At 38.1% G+C, this 17,185-nt stretch carries 16 protein-coding genes and 1 pseudogene; 13 read left to right on the top strand and 4 right to left on the bottom strand.

Features of this window, described 5'->3' with window-relative positions:
- Positions 1-210: 210 nt before the first annotated feature.
- The 5 genes from JFU24_RS09330 (at position 211) to JFU24_RS30725 (ending at position 5,592) form a co-directional block, all read left to right on the top strand.
- A complete protein-coding gene (locus JFU24_RS09330; RefSeq protein WP_201181785.1) occupies positions 211-2,313 on the top strand; it encodes a YhgE/Pip domain-containing protein in 2,103 nt (700 codons plus the stop codon).
- Between the two features lie 393 nt (positions 2,314-2,706).
- Entirely contained in the window at positions 2,707-3,549 is an 843-nt protein-coding gene (locus JFU24_RS09325) for an ABC transporter ATP-binding protein (RefSeq protein ID WP_053345033.1), read from the top strand.
- Positions 3,482-4,240 (top strand): ABC transporter permease, encoded by a 759-nt coding sequence (locus tag JFU24_RS09320; RefSeq protein WP_053345034.1) that lies wholly within the window; start codon positions 3,482-3,484, stop codon positions 4,238-4,240. The genes JFU24_RS09325 and JFU24_RS09320 overlap by 68 nt, the downstream gene beginning before the upstream one ends.
- A 35-nt stretch (positions 4,241-4,275) precedes the next feature.
- Positions 4,276-5,289, top strand: coding sequence for an aliphatic sulfonate ABC transporter substrate-binding protein (locus tag JFU24_RS09315; protein WP_201181781.1), 1,014 nt, complete (start codon positions 4,276-4,278; stop codon positions 5,287-5,289).
- A 174-nt stretch (positions 5,290-5,463) separates the two neighbouring features.
- On the top strand, positions 5,464-5,592 hold the full coding sequence (locus tag JFU24_RS30725; protein WP_274606908.1) for a hypothetical protein: 129 nt from the start codon (positions 5,464-5,466) through the stop codon (positions 5,590-5,592).
- 83 nt (positions 5,593-5,675) lie between these two features.
- Here the strand turns inward: JFU24_RS30725 and JFU24_RS09310 are convergent, their stop codons facing one another.
- On the bottom strand, positions 5,676-6,617 hold the full coding sequence (locus JFU24_RS09310) for a DHH family phosphoesterase (RefSeq protein ID WP_201181779.1): 942 nt from the start codon (positions 6,615-6,617) through the stop codon (positions 5,676-5,678).
- 520 nt (positions 6,618-7,137) lie between these two features.
- Between JFU24_RS09310 and JFU24_RS09305 the strand changes: the two genes are divergently transcribed.
- The 4 genes from JFU24_RS09305 to JFU24_RS09290 all read left to right on the top strand — a co-directional run bounded on the left by JFU24_RS09305 (position 7,138) and on the right by JFU24_RS09290 (position 10,576).
- Complete coding sequence (locus JFU24_RS09305) at positions 7,138-8,325, top strand: CaiB/BaiF CoA transferase family protein (protein ID WP_201181777.1); 1,188 nt, start codon at positions 7,138-7,140, stop codon at positions 8,323-8,325.
- Positions 8,326-8,339: 14 nt separating this feature from the next.
- Complete coding sequence (locus JFU24_RS09300; RefSeq protein ID WP_201183407.1) at positions 8,340-9,545, top strand: acyl-CoA dehydrogenase family protein; 1,206 nt, start codon at positions 8,340-8,342, stop codon at positions 9,543-9,545.
- 23 nt (positions 9,546-9,568) lie between these two features.
- On the top strand, positions 9,569-9,880 hold the full coding sequence (locus tag JFU24_RS09295) for a DUF3870 domain-containing protein (protein ID WP_053345038.1): 312 nt from the start codon (positions 9,569-9,571) through the stop codon (positions 9,878-9,880).
- 492 nt (positions 9,881-10,372) lie between these two features.
- A complete protein-coding gene (locus JFU24_RS09290; protein WP_201181775.1) occupies positions 10,373-10,576 on the top strand; it encodes a hypothetical protein in 204 nt (67 codons plus the stop codon).
- Between the two features lie 63 nt (positions 10,577-10,639).
- Here the strand turns inward: JFU24_RS09290 and JFU24_RS31290 are convergent.
- Positions 10,640-10,717 (bottom strand): annotated as a pseudogene (locus JFU24_RS31290) (CotG/ExsB N-terminal domain-containing protein); the annotation flags it as partial.
- 150 nt (positions 10,718-10,867) lie between these two features.
- Here JFU24_RS31290 and JFU24_RS09285 point away from each other — a divergent pair.
- The gene (locus JFU24_RS09285) at positions 10,868-11,959 is read left to right on the top strand and encodes a CotH kinase family protein (RefSeq protein ID WP_201249876.1); all 1,092 of its coding nucleotides are present in this window, start codon (positions 10,868-10,870) and stop codon (positions 11,957-11,959) included.
- Positions 11,960-12,191: 232 nt separating this feature from the next.
- The gene (locus JFU24_RS09280; protein ID WP_201221635.1) at positions 12,192-13,145 is read left to right on the top strand and encodes a TRM11 family SAM-dependent methyltransferase; all 954 of its coding nucleotides are present in this window, start codon (positions 12,192-12,194) and stop codon (positions 13,143-13,145) included.
- A gap of 57 nt (positions 13,146-13,202) precedes the next feature.
- On the opposite strand, the gene JFU24_RS09275 is transcribed toward JFU24_RS09280, so the two are convergent.
- Complete coding sequence (locus tag JFU24_RS09275) at positions 13,203-14,168, bottom strand: MBL fold metallo-hydrolase (protein WP_201249875.1); 966 nt, start codon at positions 14,166-14,168, stop codon at positions 13,203-13,205.
- A 355-nt stretch (positions 14,169-14,523) separates the two neighbouring features.
- Between JFU24_RS09275 and JFU24_RS09270 the strand changes: the two genes are divergently transcribed.
- Positions 14,524-15,489, top strand: a complete 966-nt coding sequence (locus JFU24_RS09270) for a 2-hydroxyacid dehydrogenase (RefSeq protein ID WP_201249874.1) — start codon at positions 14,524-14,526, stop codon at positions 15,487-15,489.
- An 80-nt stretch (positions 15,490-15,569) separates the two neighbouring features.
- Here the strand turns inward: JFU24_RS09270 and JFU24_RS09265 are convergent, their stop codons facing one another.
- Entirely contained in the window at positions 15,570-15,755 is a 186-nt protein-coding gene (locus tag JFU24_RS09265) for a hypothetical protein (RefSeq protein WP_201221629.1), read from the bottom strand.
- A 167-nt stretch (positions 15,756-15,922) separates the two neighbouring features.
- Here JFU24_RS09265 and JFU24_RS09260 point away from each other — a divergent pair, with 167 nt between their 5' ends.
- Positions 15,923-17,155: a multidrug effflux MFS transporter gene (locus JFU24_RS09260; RefSeq protein ID WP_201181763.1), complete on the top strand. Its 1,233-nt coding sequence runs from the start codon at positions 15,923-15,925 to the stop codon at positions 17,153-17,155.
- Positions 17,156-17,185 lie beyond the last annotated feature (30 nt).

Raw genomic sequence — 17,185 nt, 5'->3', positions numbered from 1 at the left:
GGATAAAAAGTATTCGTACCAACTAGCAATTCTTTATTAAAAGAAATAAGTCAAAAAAAAGAAATAAGTCAAAACTCTAAGAAGCGGGTGTAGTTATCGACACCGGCTTCTTTTCAATATGGGGAAAGACTATGGATATGTTTACTTAGTATTGATCGAGACTATTTTTCGAATAATAGTAACAAAAAACTATTTGCGCGGGGGTAAGGTTTGAAAAATATTCGAGAAATTTTCATTGACGATTTAAAAAGTATTTATAGGAATTTGTTTGTCTGTATCGTTGTTGTTTTTCTAATGTTTATCCCGTCTATTTATGCTTGGTTTAACATTGTTGCTTCTTGGGACCCTTATGCAAATACGGAAGGAATCCTTGTCGGTGTTTCCAATAATGATAAAGGTACAGAGTTAAATGGTAAAGCCGTGAACTTAGGCAATGAAGTTATAGAGGGGCTAAAGGGGAATTCAGATTTAGGCTGGAGATTCACAACAGAAAAAGATGCCATTGCAAAGGTGAAAAAGGGAGATTATTACGCATCTATCATCATTCCAGCTGATTTTTCAGAACATATTGCGACCATCATGACAGATGACCCCATTAAAGCGGAGATTGATTACTATGTTAATGAAAAAATCAATTCCATTGCTCCTAAAATGACTGCTGCAGGGGCTAATAGTATTGTGGACAATGTGAGCAAAAGCTTTATTAAAACAGCTAGCGGGAGTATCCTTTCAATCTTTAATGAACTGGGAATCACGTTGCAAAATGAGTTACCGACCATTCAAAAAATGAAGAATATGGTGTATTTATTAGAGGAGAAACTGCCTGAGCTTGAGCAAAATATCAAAACGGTCCAAACACATGTAAAAAGGGCTGAAGACATCATTAAGATGGTTAATGATGGTCTGGATTCAATTGAAGGAATAACGTCACAAAAAGACAAATTAGTGTCAGACGTTTCTAGTTATGTAGATTCAACAAGGCAGGCATTCGAGGGGATCAATCCACTATTAGAAAATGATCTTGCAAATGTAAGAAGCGATAATGAATCTATCTTAGTGCTAGCAAACCGGTTAACGAATCAGGAGTTGCCTAGCGATGAAGTGGATCAGATAGTTGAACAAGGGATAACGAGGATAAAAAAAGAGTTGTACCTGTTGGACAGTATGTATAATTTATTGGTGAGAGTCAATCAATTTAGTGAGAATAACTGGCTTCAACCAGAAATAAAGCTAATGGATAATCTGCGGGATAATGCTTCGAATCAACTTCAAGCGCTGAATAACCGTTCCTTTGGCTCACTTATAGATCTTGGTGAGAACAATGATAAAGTCTTGGCAAGCTTCCAGGATAACTATTCAAAGGAAACAGGACCAAAATTCAATGAAATTTGGAATGAAACGGATTCCATATTGAAAAAAGTTCAGCTCACAATGGAAGAGGGTAGCCAGGTTCTTCCCGAAGTAAGGACACTGTTAAATGAGACCAATCGAACGTTGGAAACTCGCACAGGAGAAATCGATAAGTTACAGAATAAGTTTCCAGAAATCGAAACGAAAATAAAGGCTCTAGCGGCTAAAATGAGAGAAATCGATAAGTCTTATAACATGGAAGAAGTGATTGCTTTCTTAAAAAATGACATCGAGCAAGAAAGCGACTTCTTTTCAGAACCAGTGCTACTCAATAAACACAGTTTATTTCCGATTCCAAACTATGGATCAGCCATGTCCCCATTCTTCACCGCACTTTCACTTTGGGTGGGTGGCACAATATTAATTTCCATGCTAAGCGTGGATGTTTCTCATAAAGTTTACAGCCCGTATCAAATATATATTGGGCGGTACCTAATATTCTTCATCATTGGGTTAATGCAGGCACTCAGTGTTTCTATAGGCAATATTATCCTAATTGATGTATATGTAGCTGATAAATTTGAGTACATCGTGTTTTCTGTCTTGATTAGTACAGTATTTACACTCATTGTCTACACCTTTGTTTCAGTTCTTGGAAATGTGGGAAAGGGAATAAGTGTTGTCTTAATGGTCCTCCAAATATCAAGTTCAGGCGGGACCTTCCCTATTCAAGTGACACCACCATTTTTTCAACATATCAATCCCTTCTTGCCATTCACCTATGCAGTTGGTTTACTTCGTGAATCGGTTGGGGGAATAACCTGGAGTGTCGCTGGCAAGGATATTTTTGTCTTATTTCTCTTTTTAATAATCACTCTCATCTTAGGTATCGTTCTGAAGAAACCATTGCATGCTAGAACGCAAAAAATGAAGGATAAATTATATGGAAGCAGAATTTTTTAAAATAGAAACGAGAATATATGTATGTCTCCAGTTCGTCAAATAGGTAGGGTAGTCTTTGAAGTCTGTCAAGTATGTTTGCGCTAGAAATTGGTCCAACTACTTTTCTTAAATGTGAAAGGTTTGCGCGTTTACAAAAATAATCATTGCAGAATAGTCTGGATCTTTGTTTTATTAAGGGTCTCAGGCTATTTGTCTATTTATGGGTTGGAACTAGAATAATGTTTCTTACGAAATTAAGTAGTATTGTTTTATTTATACAATAAAAAGAGTTGATTGAAAAATACCGATAAATTAGAATTTTTGCATTTTTATAGTTGACAAAAACCATTGGATTAATCATTATTAAGAAATAATGTTTAGTAAATCAATGCGATTTAAAAGTGGGGTGACTTTATGTATTTAACAATAGATGGAATTGAAAAAAGTTTTTTGAATGAAAAGAAAGAAAGCATAAAGGTGCTCGATGAGATTAACATAGAGGTGGAGAAAGGAAGCTTCGTTTCGATTGTTGGGCCATCAGGCTGCGGTAAATCGACACTCCTGTATCTAATTGCTGGTCTGGATAAGGCTGATAAAGGGGAGATCCGTGTAGCTGGAAAAAAGGTGATGAAGCCAGGACCGGAACGAGTCGTAGTGTTTCAAGAGGCAGGGTTATTTCCTTGGTTAACGGTACTTGAAAATGTTACATACGGATTGAAGTTAAAGAAAATGCCCAAAGAAGAGGCGAAATCGAAGGCATTAGACATTTTAAAAATGGTTCACCTCAGCCGCTATGTGGATTCCTATCCACATCAGCTCTCAGGGGGCATGAAACAGAGGGTAGCCATTGCAAGAGCGCTGGTTATGGAACCGGATATTCTGTTGATGGATGAGCCATTTTCTGCGCTTGATGAGCAAACGAGGATGGTCTTGCATAAAGAGCTGCTCGAAATCTGGAGAAAAACAAAAGTGACAATCTTTTTTGTTACCCATAATATTCGTGAGGCTGTTCAGCTTTCTGAAAAAATTATCGTCTTTGCAACCCGTCCCGGGAAAATTAAAGAGACGATTTCCGTCCCATCCATGAAAGATGGAGTTATGCCAGATAGTGTAACTTTGAACACTGAACAAAGGGTTCTATCGATCTTGCAGGAGGAAATTGAAAAAGTGTTGAAGGAGGAAATGGGGAATGATTACAGCTTTAAGACGAATCATATTCATCGCGATGATAGCGGGGATATGGGAAGTCACATCTAGACTTTCCAGTCTTCCAGATTTCATGTTTCCGAGCCTGACTCAAGTGTTGGAAACTCTGTTTAATGGACTAGTTAGCGGACAAATAACCGATGCTATCGGAAAAAGCCTTGGCCGTATCCTGATCGGCTTCACGATTGCCATTATAATAGGTCTGATATTAGGATATTTCATTTGGCGCTTTAAACTGGTTGAAGATACGCTTGGATTCGTCGTGACGGCTTTACAGTCCATACCGAGTATCGTTTGGTTCCCTTTAGCAATAATTTGGTTTGGATTGAATGATTTTTCGATTCTCTTTATCGTCACTATCGGCGCAACTTGGACGATGACAGTTAATGCAACCAGTGGATTCCGGAATGTGCCCCAGCTGTATCAACGGGTTGCCAAAACATATGGATCGACCGGGTTTCATTTTCTACGTACCGTGATTTTACCAGCATCTGTTCCACAAATAATATCCGGGCTGCGAATTGCATGGGCATTTTCTTGGCGTGCATTGATGGCAGGTGAATTACTTGGCGGTGGCGGCGGTCTTGGACAATTGCTAGAAATGGGTAGATCGCTCGGACAAATGGATTTGGTCATCTCCGTAATGATCATTATCGCAATTATCGGAACAATCGTGGATAATGTTGTCTTCTCACGTCTAGAACGAAATGTTCAACTGAAATGGGGAGTAAATCAACGGTAGTTTAATAAGATTATATTTTAAAAGGAGAGGGAAATATGCTGAAAAAATCATTTTTTGCCCTTATTATGTCTGTATTGTTAATCGGAATAGTAAGCGGATGCACACAATCCACAAGTAAAGAAGAGGGAAAAGGCACTGGGAAACAAACTGTGAAAATTGGATATTTTCCTAACTTAACTCACAGTGCAACGATTATTGCACTTGAAAAAGGCTTTTTTGAAGAAGAGTTCGGTGAAGATGTTAAGATTGAAACCAAAACAGTGGCTAATGGTGGGCTATTTATGGAAGCAATGGCTACAAACGCTATTGATGTCGGAACAGTTGGGCCTGGTCCATTACTTAACTTTTACGTTAAAAACCCGGAATACCACCTGATTTCTGGAGCTGTTAATGGTGGGGCCGTTCTTGTGGCTAGTGAGGGCAGCAAGGTAACGGATTTAAAAGATTTAGACGGTAAAAAAGTAGCGATTCCTGTTATAGGGAGCACACAGGATGTCATGCTTAGAAAAGCGCTTCAAGACGTTGACTTAAAACCGACTACTAACGGAGGAACAGTTGAGTTATATGCGGCAGCACCCGCTGACACAACAGCACTTTTTGTCCAAAAATCAGTCGATGCTGCAGCTACCCAGGAACCATGGGGATACGTATTGGAAAACCAGGCAAAGGGAAAGTTAGTGCTTGACTGGGATCAGTTTGCATGGGGAAAAGATTCACCAAACACGGTAGTGGCTGCAAGTCAGAAGTTCTTGGATAAAAAGGGGCTCGCCGCATCTTATTTGAAAGCTCACAAAAAAGCAGTGGATTTTATCCAAAACAATCCTGAAGAAAGCCAAGAATTAGTTATTAAGCATTTAAAGAAACTAACTGGAAAAGAATTAAGCAAAGAAGAAGTTACCTCTGCGTTTTCACGCTTAGAAGTAACGACGGAAGTTAATGAACAAGTTATTCAGGAAATGGCTGATATAAGCAAAGAAGCGGGATATGTTCCTAGCAGTGATATTAAGGGTATGGTTGACTTATCTATTCTTAAAGAAGTATCCAAGTAATTAATGTAAAAAAACGCCTCAGCCGATTTTTGGCCTTGGGCGTTTTTTTTGTGCGCCTTAATAGATTTGAGAAATATTGAATGTTAAATACGGTTTATATAGTAATGTGAAAATGTTTTTGCAAATCATATGAAAGTAATAGATGAATTCGAATATCAAGCGGAGAGGTTTGAAATGAGTCAAAAGAGTAGTCAAACAACCATTGCTGTTAATTTCCCAATAACTTCTTATGATAAATCTGAAAATTTAACATTCTTAGTAGATGAACTGGGTAAAGTGGAGCTGAAGGCAGTTAAAAAATAAATGGTAGAGAGAGCCTCATGCCTTAGACTGATATAGGTTTGAGGCTTTTTACTTTACCTAGGAGCAGGCAATTTTTCTCTAGCTTACTTTGGGCAAACTTGATTTAAGGCCTCAATAACATGATCTACTTCTTCCCACGAATGGATGGTTGCACCGGCAGCAAATGAATGCCCTCCTCCATTGAATTGCCGGGCAATTGAAGAGATAGGGATATTTCTTGAACGAATTCTGACACGGATTTCCGTCGGATATTCGATAAAGAACGCCCAGATTTTGTTTCCTTTAATAGAAGAAAGGGTGTTAACTAAATTTGAAGCTTCTACTCGGTCTACACCATACTTATTTAACAGTTCCTTTGTCATAATAAAGTAAGCTACCCCTTTATCGGTTACTTTGAAGCTCATAAGAATATCTTTTTGAAGCCTTGAAGAATTTTTAGTCTTTGTATTAAGGAGGTTATGGATTCTTTCTGGCTGAAAATTATAAGTTCGTAAGAGCGAAACCGTTTTTAAGGTCCTAGGAGAAGTATTTCCATTCAAGAAACGCCCTGTATCACTAATTATCCCTGCATAAAATGCTTTAGCTGCTTCTTTGTTTATTTTAAAATCCTCTGGAAAATTCAAAAATAAGTCAACAAGCATTTCACTTGCAGAGCTATAAGAAGGGTCAACCCAAGAAAGGTCACCGAATTGTTCATATTCGGGGTGGTGGTCAATTTTAATCAACATGTCCCCAAGTGTATATCGGGAATCACTAATGCGTGAAGTGTTAGAAGTATCGCAAACGATCACTAATGCGCCCTTGTAAGTTTTATCAGGGATAACTTCCATTTTACTAATAAACAACAGGCTATTCACTTCTTCTCCTACCACATAAACCTCTTTGGAAGGGTAGGAATGTTTAATTAGTTGTTGTAGACCGACTTGTGATCCTAATGCATCCGGGTCCGGATTAATATGACGGTGAATGATAATAGTAGAATAGTTCTTGATGGCTTCGACTATTTCGTTTTTAATATTTTCCATTTTGCCATCTCCCTTTGAATCATTAATTACCTCGCCGATCAATATTAAATTTTAAAAAATTTAAATAAGAAAAGAAAGCAAGTACTCTTGAATCATATTTACATATAGAAATAGGTACTCTAATCATCACATGTCACAACTATTAAGGCAATTCCAAACACCATAAAGATGAGTATAGAGAGATTTCAGAGTGTATTAGGAATGTCAATATTTCAAATTCATAATTAAACAGTTTAGAGGGGGTACAATTAAATTAGCTATTATTAAGTAATAAACAAAATTATTGCAAAATTCAATTAATAGTTTTATACTTAATTTACCAAACCGATGACGGCAAGTTACCTTGCTGCAAAGCCGGCTTGGTTTAAACTTAGAATTTATAAAATTGACTTTGTTCACTTGATCTTCCTTTGCCGGTAGACAAGCCATGGATAAGAGTCAGTGAAACGTTCAATGTAATAACATTGTTGGTTTTGCTGGCTCTTTTTGTGTATCCCGAAAGTTAGAAAGGGGTGATAAAATGAATGGAGCTTTGGATGGAGTCCGGATTATCGATGTATCCCGTGTTTTGGCGGGGCCGTTTTGTTCAATGATTCTCGGAGATTTGGGAGCGGATGTAATTAAAATTGAGCACCATGAATCAGGTGACGAAACGAGAGGCTGGGGTCCACCGTTTGCCCAAGGAGAAAGCGCTTACTATTTATGCGCCAACCGAAATAAGCAAAGCATGACTTTGAATTTAAAGTCTGAAAAAGGGAAAGAGATTTTCCGTAAGCTGGTGTCTTCGGGGGATATAGTGGTTCAAAACTTTAAGACAGGTACCTTGGAAAAAATGGGGATAGGTTATGAGGAATTAAAGGAATTCAACCCCCAATTGATTATGGCCTCGATCACAGGGTTTGGTTTAACCGGCCCTTATAAAGATTTACCTGGCTATGATTATATCATTCAAGCGATGAGTGGTTTGATGAGCATCACGGGAGAAACGGATGGGAGTCCCATGAAAGTCGGCGTTGCTATTGCTGACATATTGACTGGTTTATATACATGCATAGGCATTTTATCAGCTTTACATCATAGGGAAAAAACGGGGGAAGGACAGGAAATTGATATTTCGTTAATGGATTGTCAGGTTTCTTCGTTAGTAAATGTTGCCAGTAATTATTTATTCAATGGAATAACTCCTGAGCGAATGGGAAATCAACATCCGAATATTGTGCCTTATCAAACTTTTCATGCAAGCGATGGAGAGTTAGTCGTGGCTGTAGGAAATGATGAGCAGTTCAGGCGATTCACATATGTTTTAGAAAGACCGGATTTAGCGGAGCAGGAACAGTTTAAGCGTAATGAAAATCGTTTGCTTAACAAGGAAGAATTAATACCGATAGTTGAAGATTTGTTAAAAAGAAAGACAAAAAAAGAGTGGAAAATGCTGCTTGATGACGCGGGGATTCCAAATGGACCAATTAATACTATCGCAGAGATGTTAGAGGATCCCCAAATAAAAGCGAGAGACATGTTGGTGAATATGGAGCATCCTACTGTTGAAAATCTGAGAGTAACAGGATCCCCCTTAAAACTTTCGAAAACACCTGTCACGATGAGAAAGCATCCACCCCTGTATGGAGAGCATACTGATTCGATTTTGGCTGGAATTGGGTATAAACCAGACGAAATAATCAAATTTAAACAAAATAAAATTATTTAGGAGGAATTTAGATGATGAATTTCGAATTAACAGAAGAGCAGCAAAGTGTGAAAAAAGTGGTAAGGAAATTTGTGGATAAGGAAATTATCCCATACATTCAAGAGTGGGATCGACAAGGACAGTTTCAACCTCATATTCTAAAGAGATTGGCAGAATTGCAGCTGATGGGTGTTTGTATCCCTGAAGAGTATGGTGGAGTCGGAATGGATTATAATACCCTCGCTATCGTTTGTGAAGAGTTAGAGCGTGGTGATACGGCTTACCGCACTGCAGTTTCAGTACATACAGGGTTGAATAGCATGACTTTATTGCAATGGGGAACTGAAGAACAAAAACAAAAATATTTAGTACCGCAAGCAAAAGGAACTAAGATTGGCGCTTTCGGACTGACTGAACCGAATGCAGGGTCTGACGTAGCAGCAATGAAATCAACGGCTAAGCGTGATGGGGATTATTACATTTTGAATGGATCAAAAACTTGGATTTCTCTCTGCGATTATGCGGATCATTTCCTCATTTTTGCTAAGACGGATCATGATCTTGGCTCCAAAGGGATTACTGCTTTTATTGTAGAACGTACTTTTGAGGGAGTGGAATCCAAAGCCATTAAAGGAAAATTAGGAATTCGCGCAGGAAATACAGGCGAAGTCTTTTTAACGGATGTAAAGGTTCCAATTGCGAATAGACTTGGTGAAGAGGGAGAGGGCTTCAAAATTTCCATGTCAGCATTGGACAGCGGTCGTTTTACAGTAGCTGCAGGTGCTGTAGGGTTAATCGAGGCAAGTCTAGAAGCAAGCTTAAAGTATTGCCATGAGCGCAGTACATTTGGAAAAGAGATTGGTAGGCATCAGCTTGTTCAACAGATGATTGCTAAGATGAGCGCGAATCTAGAGATTTCCAGATTGCTGGTCTTTAAAGCTGGAACATTAAAAAACCAAGGCAAACGTAATACCAAGGAAACATCACTTGCTAAGTGGGTTTCATGTAATGCAGCGAACGAAGCAGCGAATGATGCGGTTCAAATCCATGGTGCCTATGGCTACTCGGATGAATATCCGGTGGAACGTTTCCTACGGAATTCAAAAGCTCCAGTCATTTACGAAGGAACGCGTGAAATTCATACTGTAATGCAGGGGGAATACGCTCTGGGCTTCAGACAAGATAAAGAACTACGTAAGCAATTGCCTGCATGGCCCTTCGAGCAGGTTTCCGTACATTAATTACAGACAGAGGAGATCAGATGATGAACACATATTTTATTGCAGGACATGCAAAACTTCCACAAGGTATGGCAGCGAGGAATGTATATGATTCCATCACAATCACTGTAGAATTGGACTTTAAATATGGTGTTATCGTTGATGCATCCTGTACCCTTGCTACAGAACATGGCAGGGAATACATTCGTCAACTACTTCGCGGTTATTGTCTTAAAGATGGTATCGAAGAATTGATTGATCGTGTGCAAATGTATTATCGTGGTAAGGCAGGTCAAGCGATTCAAGCAGGGCTGAAGGATGTATATGCACAGTTCGAATTGGTCTCCGTTAAATAAGAATTAAAATGGATCGTGCCGGTCTTAAAGCCGGTAGGATCCTTTTTTTGACTGCATTGCAAGGTACGCACTTTCATTGTGCAAAAATAATGAAGGTGGTCCATGCCCCCCTAATTGGGCATGTGTTGAATTGCCGTTAATGCATATGGTAGTAATTCTGATTTCTACATTGGGTGATCGTTCATGAGATTTGACAGATTCTTTAGTAGTTTAAAAAAAGCTAGTTATATTTTTTCATAATAATAGAGGTGATAAAAAAGTATCACCTCTTTAAAAATATTTTCAACGTTCTGAAGTTGCCTCTTCTAAAGATTTCTCCTCAAAACATTCATACAATTAAAAGTTCCATCTACAATTATTTCGGAAGCAAATGGAAGGCCTTCTATGGCATCGCCGATTGTTGGAAGAACGTCGATTTCCGCAAGAACGCCGATTTCTGCTAGTACGTCGTTCAGTCCTGCAGGTAGATCTCCTTCTCCAGCAAGAGCCTAGTTGAGTCCTGCAAGTACATCTCCTTCTCCAGCAAGAGCGTCGATGAGACCTGCAAGTAGAACGGTTCCTGCTGGTGCGTCGGAGAGACCTGCAAGTAAACCGGTTCCTGCTGGTGCGTCGTTGAGTGCTACAAGTAGAGCGGTTCCTGCTGGTACGTCGTTGAATGCTACACGTGGCCCGATTTCTGCTGGTGCGCCGTGGTGAACGACGAGTACTCCGCCTTTTTCTATTCTTTTTCCTCGTAGAACGGGCTCTTGAACGAGGGTCCTGATACATGAAGTCGCTTAACCCAAAAGAATTAGCCCTATCCACCGCATTTTGTATATCACGAGAAATATTTGACATATATTTATCCTCCTTTTCCATAATAAACTATGTTGCTTGTACGTAATGTGCTATTGATTATCACAAAACCTTTTTAAAAAAATTAGTTATTTTTGTGGCATCCTTCGCTTTCTTTCATAAATTAAAATGAAAATGAAAGGGAAGGGTTATATGAATGCTGACAAGGAAATACCTATATATCAGCTTTTTATTCCACCTGTAAATTTAATGGAACTTCGTAGAGACATTTGGTGCAATGATCCGGTATGTGCAAAGTTAACAATAAACAGAAAAAAACTCGATATTGATATCGTTTACCGTGGCTCCCATATCCGAGATTTTCGGAAGAAGTCCTATAATGTAATCTTTTACAAGCCAAATACTTATCGAAATGCCAAAGAAGTGCATTTAAACGCTGAATATAAGGATAAATCTTTACTAAGAAATAAATTATCATTAGATTTTTTTGCAGATATAGGAACTTTATCACCAAGATCCCAATTTGTTTTCCTGAATTTGAATGGGAAGGACGAGGGGATATACCTAGAATTAGAATCAGTAGATGAACATTATTTGAAGAATGGAAACTTGCCTAAAGGATCTATTTTTTATGCAGTTGATGGAGATGCTAATTTCTCGTTAATGAGTGATTTAGACAAAGGAATTAAACAATCTTTAGAATTGGGCTATCAAAAAAAATGTGGGACAGCTCAGGATGAATTATATTTACAAGAATTAATTATCAATATTAATACAATTCCAAGAGTGGATTTTGAAAAGGAAATTGTAAAATATGTAGATGTGGAAAAGTATCTGCGGTGGCTGGCTGGTGTCATTTTCACACAAAACTTTGATGGATTTGTTCACAATTATGCTTTGTACCGAAATGGAGACACTGGACTATTTGAAATCATCCCGTGGGATTATGATGCGACATGGGGGAGAGATGTAAATGGAAAGGTGATGGAGGAGGACTATGTTGGTATTAAAGGTTTTAATACATTGACTGCAAGAATTCTGGATATAGATACATTTCGTCAAAAATATCAACGTCTTTTAAAAGAGATTATGAACAATCAGTTTAACGTAAGATATATGGAACCTATTATTCAGGATATGTATAACCAAATCAGACCGTATGTTCCGAAAGATCCATATATTAGGGATAATATTGAAATTTTCGATAAAGAACCTGATTTCATCCTCAATTTCATAGAGTCACGGGCAAATTATATAAATAGTCAAATGCATACATTAGATTAATTACTTGTTTAACATTCACTTGTTTTTCCAATCGAAGTTGTAAGATATTGCGTATATTTTTTAGCTTTAGATGGAGGAAGGTAAATGGTTAAATTTTATTAAAAACGGCAGGTACGCTGAAAGAAAAGCGTTCCTGCTGTTTTTCGTCATGATTCTATTTGCTTTTCTAATCTTTTAAAGCTATGTTTGATAGAAAGATATAATCTAAAGTATTATGAAGGATGGGAATACATTGAATAATCATAGCCGTTTGCCGGCATATATATATACCTTTACGTGCAGCCCAGATGAACGCTCTTTATGTAATATGGAGATGCGCTCGTTCTTCGGTTTAGAAACATCAGTTAATATTTTGAAAAGTAATATTGAAATTGAACCGAGCAGAAGTCCGTTTATTAAAGGACGGGTCGAGGTGATGTACGAAGGGGAAAGCATATCCGAAATTGTTGAGCAGGTAAAAAATATTCACTTACCACATTCAACATTTAAAGTGTTATTTGTTAAAATTAATGATTTGGATAAAGAAGCAAAAATAGATTATGATGGACAACGTGAAATTGAACGGGAAATTGGCTGGCACATTCAGGGAAATGCCGATGTACGTAATCCTGATCAGGTCTTTGGTATTGTGCCACTTGGTGGTCGTTGGTATTTCGGGAAATATGTTAAACCGGAAGCTGTTTGGTTACATCATATGAAAAAGCCTCGTGAGTATTCAACAGCACTTAGCACAAGAGTAGCCAGAGCCATTGCTAACATTGCGGTTCCACATCCAGATGGAGTGAAAGCCATTGATCCATGCTGCGGCATTGGGACAGTGTTAGTGGAAGCCCTATCAATGGGCATAGATATTGATGGTCGCGATATCAATCCTCTTGTGACAGATGGATCGAGAGAGAATATTGCTTATTTCGGACTCGAAGGTGATGTAACAACCGGTCCAATCTCAGATGTTACGAAAAATTATGATGTAGCGATTATTGATATGCCTTACAATCTATATACACATGCGACTCCGGAAGATCAACTCTCAATCCTTAAACATGCCAAAAGCTTTGCTGACAAGGTGGTTGTCGTAACCATTGATACGATGGATCACATGATTGAAGAAGCCGGGTTTGAAATTGCAGATCGATGTGTGGCCAAGAAAGGCATTTTTTCCAGACAGATTGTTTTGTGTGTATAAGCTTAATTGGGAAGATAAAAAGGCTGAAATCTTTGTGGATTTCAGCCTTTTTGATATTTACTTAACGTAATAATGAACCACATTTTTGATAATTTCCTTGTTGATCTTTTCCTGATATTCTAAGTAATCTAAATGACCAATAATTTCTGACATGACAAGCGGGAACTCTTTTACATATTTTTCTTTGTAAAAGGTTTTCGCCAGTTCATTACCCGTCGAAATTCCGGATTCTATTAAAGCCAAGATTTTTTGTGATTTTGACTCAATACTGTTGAGTCTTTTTTCAATTAAAGAACCGGGGTGTTCGATGATATTACCATGTCCTGGTAAAATGAGATTAATCTGTAATGATAAACACCGCTTTAATGAATCGATATGATCCACAAGCGTCAGCATTCTATTGCCGTTTTCATCAGGTTCAATCAAGGCGTTACTTGAAATATGTTCAATCAATAAATCACCAGCAAGCAGCCGTTTCTCTTTTTGGTCAAGGAAGGCTATTTGATCCGGGGCATGTCCGGGAAATTCGATTACTTCAAAGTTCAGCCATTTTTTTTCCGTGATTTCAATGATGTCACAATTCAGTCTTTGATCTTTATTATTATCAACGGCATTGAATAAATAGGCGACTTGTTTATCACCTAGTTCACCACAGCCCATTTGAAGGTAAAGCTGTTTATAAAATTCAATTCTCATACTTAAGAAGTCAGGATCCCGTTTTAAACGAGGAACGGATTTAGAATGGGCATAAACAGGAATCGGGTGGAGTGCAGTAATCCGGTTAACCAAACCTACATGGTCTCCATGGTGATGGGTTAACAAAATTTCTGTAATATCCTTAATGGTAAAACCATTTTCCTTTAATGTATTCTGTAATGCATTCCAGCAAACATCGTCATTCATACCAGCATCTACTAATGTTAAAGATTCATCCTGTTTTACTAAGTAAAAGTTTATGCTTTTCAATGATAAAGCACTTGGAGCCATAATTGGATAAATTTCAAGTAATGTATTAGTTTTCATGAACGTCGCCTATCCTCCCAAATTGAGATTAACTAAATAGTGATATTACTAATAATGAGCAAGTATATATAAAGGGTTATTAATCTATGATGAGATGAATGAAATGAAACTGTCAAGCGGAAACTTCTAAATGAAAAAGATTTTAATAGAGAAAATAACTGGTAATGGATGGTTTATTTATCTTGTTTATTTTAAAATTGAATAAGCATCTCAATAATTGAGCCAATATTCTTATAATTAATTTTGGCTGTTGAGGTTTCATATTCATGTATATTTTATAACTAAAACTGAAGATGTAATGTATGTTGAGAGAAAGCGTTCTATAGAAAATAGAAAGTGTATAGGAGGGACTAGTTTGAAACCTAAGATTTATATTACAAGGAAATTGCCAGAACAAATAGTTAATAGGCTGAGAGGGAATTATCGTGTCACGATGTGGGAACAAGAGGATATACCGGTTCCTAGAGATGTGCTTGAAAAAGAAATAGAAGAAATTGATGGGCTGCTTTGTTTGTTGACGGAACAAATAGATGAGGCGCTGATTGAAAAGGCGGTTAATCTAAAAATCATTGCCAATATGGCGGTTGGTTATAACAATATTGATATACATAGTGCAATAAAAAGAGGCATCATGGTCACGAACACGCCGGGGGTTTTAACGGAAACAACAGCCGATTTAACCTTTGGCTTGCTGCTTGCAACGGCAAGAAGGCTGATAGAAGCAGAAGATTATTTAAAGAGTGGACAATGGGAAACGTGGTCACCTATGCAGCTGACCGGGCAGGATGTACACGGTGCAACGATGGGAATCATCGGGTTAGGGAGGATTGGTGAGGCACTGGCTAAAAGAGCTAAGGGCTTTGATATGGATCTAGTTTATTTTAATCGAAACCGTAAATATGAACAGGAAAAAGAATTAGGAATTGAATATCAGCCCCTTGAAAAATTGCTCCAAGTTTCGGATTTTGTCTGTGTAATGTTACCGCTTACTCCGGAAACCACTTATATGATTGGCGCAGATCAGCTGGATTTAATGAAAGAGACGGCTGTACTCATAAATACGGCAAGAGGTGGGATTGTTGATGAAAAGGCGTTATATCAGGCGTTGAAAAACCGAGTAATTTGGGCGGCAGGATTAGATGTATTTGAAGAAGAACCAGTTTCATTGGATCATCCGCTGCTAACATTGCCAAATGTGGTTACGTTACCGCATATCGGGAGTGCCAGCATTGCGACAAGATTGAAAATGGCAAGCCTTGCTGCACAAAACTTGATGGATGGCTTAGCAGGTGATACTCCTCGTAATTTAGTAGTATTATGAAAATGACATGTGAAAAAAGGACTCCAAAAAAAATGGGGTCCTTTTTTGAGAGTGAAATATCAACCATAATGCCTTTTTTATTAAAGTCCTCCTGTCTCTAAACCGTCAATTTCTATCCCTCTACTAAAATCACGTGTGATTTTTAATTCATTATTTGTGGTGGATAAGGTTAGTTCTCCTTCTTTCTCATAAACTTTAGATGACTTCTCGTCATACACCTTAATATTGATAGACTGCTGTGTACAGGTTAATATGGTGCAAAGCAATTTGAATCCCCTCTTTATCATTTTAAAAGAGTGCTAAATAGAATTACTCGGATTATCTTTAACTTAAGGAAAGCATACTTATCGTAAATTGACTGGATTTTTTGTAAAATAAAGAAGATCACGTATTTTTTAGTAAAAACAACTTGTTAAAAGGGATAGGGGTAGTAATGATTGAATTGAAAGAAACAATTTCATCAGGTAACGAAATGACTAAATCCAAAAGGCTGTTGATGGCTCTTATGCTTGGTTCCTTTGCAGCGATTGGACCATTGTCACTTGATATGTATTTACCAGGTCTGCCTACGCTTGCTGAAGATCTAAACAGCAGTACGTCTTTAGCCCAGCTTAGTTTGACAGCCTGTTTATTAGGATTGGCGTTAGGGCAGATTTATCTAGGACCACTAAGTGATGCAAAAGGAAGACGGGTACCGTTAATCATTTCACTATCTATTTATTGCGTTTCATCTCTGTTATGTGCTTTTGCTCCATCCATTGAATTGCTTTTATTATTACGTTTTATTCAAGGTATCGCAGGAGCAGGAGGAATTGTCATTTCCAGGGCCATTGTTCGTGACCTTTTTTCAGGAACGGATTTGACAAAATTCTTCTCCATGTTAATGCTGGTAAATGGAGCTGCGCCGATTTTGGCTCCAGTTTTTGGAGGTCAGCTGTTACAGTTCACATCTTGGCGGGGAGTTTTCATAGTCATTTGTGTATTAAGTGTGCTTATGGTTGCCGCAGCATTTTTCGGTGTAAAGGAAACATTATCTCCTAATCATAGAAGTGCGGGAGGGGTAACCGATACACTCCGAACTTTTGGGAATTTATTAAAAGACCGTGTATTTATGGGCTATGCTTTTTCACAAGGATTCGTAAGTGCCGCAATGTTTGCGTACATTTCCGGTTCGCCTTTTGTTCTCCAAAATATCTTTGGTGTCTCTCCCCAAACGTTCAGTCTTATTTTTGCAACAAACGGAATGGGTATCATTATTGCCTCTCAAGTGACTGGAAGGCTGGCAGGTAAGGTAAAAGAGGAAAAACTCCTTCAAATAGGATTATGTCTTGCATTATTTGGAGGGATCCTACTTCTTTCATCTATCCTTCTCGAAATTGGGTTAGCAGGAATCTTGATAGCTTTATTCTTCTCCGTTTCTAGCGTTGGAATTGTCGGTACAACAAGTTTTTCTTTATCGATGCAGAATCAGAAAAAAACAGCAGGCAGTGCCTCGGCCTTAATTGGACTGCTCCCTTTTATATTAGGGTCACTAATGGCTCCCCTAGTGGGTCTAGGTTCAGGTGATTCACCCCTTCCGATGGGTATTGTGATGGTAAGTTGTCATGCCATCGCCATGTTGGCTTATCTAGTTCTTGCCCGCCGTGGGTTAAAGGGATTAGCATAAAAATAAAAATAAAAAGCTGAATCCCTTTTA

Origin of the sequence: Peribacillus sp. TH27 (genome assembly GCF_016650915.1) — a bacterium.
Lineage (GTDB): Bacteria > Bacillota > Bacilli > Bacillales > DSM-1321 > Peribacillus > Peribacillus butanolivorans.
The sequence above is the reverse complement of the archived record's forward strand: the minus strand, read 5'-3'. Positions and strand labels throughout refer to the sequence as shown.

What these genes read in the sequence shown, in the direction of transcription:
- JFU24_RS09300 (WP_201183407.1), top strand. Translation starts at nt 8,340, where the DNA reads ATGAATTTCGAATTAACAGAAGAGCAGCAAAGTGTGAAAAAAGTGGTA.
- JFU24_RS09310 (WP_201181779.1), bottom strand. Translation starts at nt 6,617, where the DNA reads ATGGAAAATATTAAAAACGAAATAGTCGAAGCCATCAAGAACTATTCT.
- JFU24_RS09315 (WP_201181781.1), top strand. Translation starts at nt 4,276, where the DNA reads ATGCTGAAAAAATCATTTTTTGCCCTTATTATGTCTGTATTGTTAATC.
- JFU24_RS09325 (WP_053345033.1), top strand. Translation starts at nt 2,707, where the DNA reads ATGTATTTAACAATAGATGGAATTGAAAAAAGTTTTTTGAATGAAAAG.
- JFU24_RS09260 (WP_201181763.1), top strand. Translation starts at nt 15,923, where the DNA reads ATGATTGAATTGAAAGAAACAATTTCATCAGGTAACGAAATGACTAAA.
- JFU24_RS09285 (WP_201249876.1), top strand. Translation starts at nt 10,868, where the DNA reads ATGAATGCTGACAAGGAAATACCTATATATCAGCTTTTTATTCCACCT.
- JFU24_RS30725 (WP_274606908.1), top strand. Translation starts at nt 5,464, where the DNA reads ATGAGTCAAAAGAGTAGTCAAACAACCATTGCTGTTAATTTCCCAATA.
- JFU24_RS09305 (WP_201181777.1), top strand. Translation starts at nt 7,138, where the DNA reads ATGAATGGAGCTTTGGATGGAGTCCGGATTATCGATGTATCCCGTGTT.
- JFU24_RS09275 (WP_201249875.1), bottom strand. Translation starts at nt 14,168, where the DNA reads ATGAAAACTAATACATTACTTGAAATTTATCCAATTATGGCTCCAAGT.
- JFU24_RS09295 (WP_053345038.1), top strand. Translation starts at nt 9,569, where the DNA reads ATGAACACATATTTTATTGCAGGACATGCAAAACTTCCACAAGGTATG.
- JFU24_RS09320 (WP_053345034.1), top strand. Translation starts at nt 3,482, where the DNA reads ATGATTACAGCTTTAAGACGAATCATATTCATCGCGATGATAGCGGGG.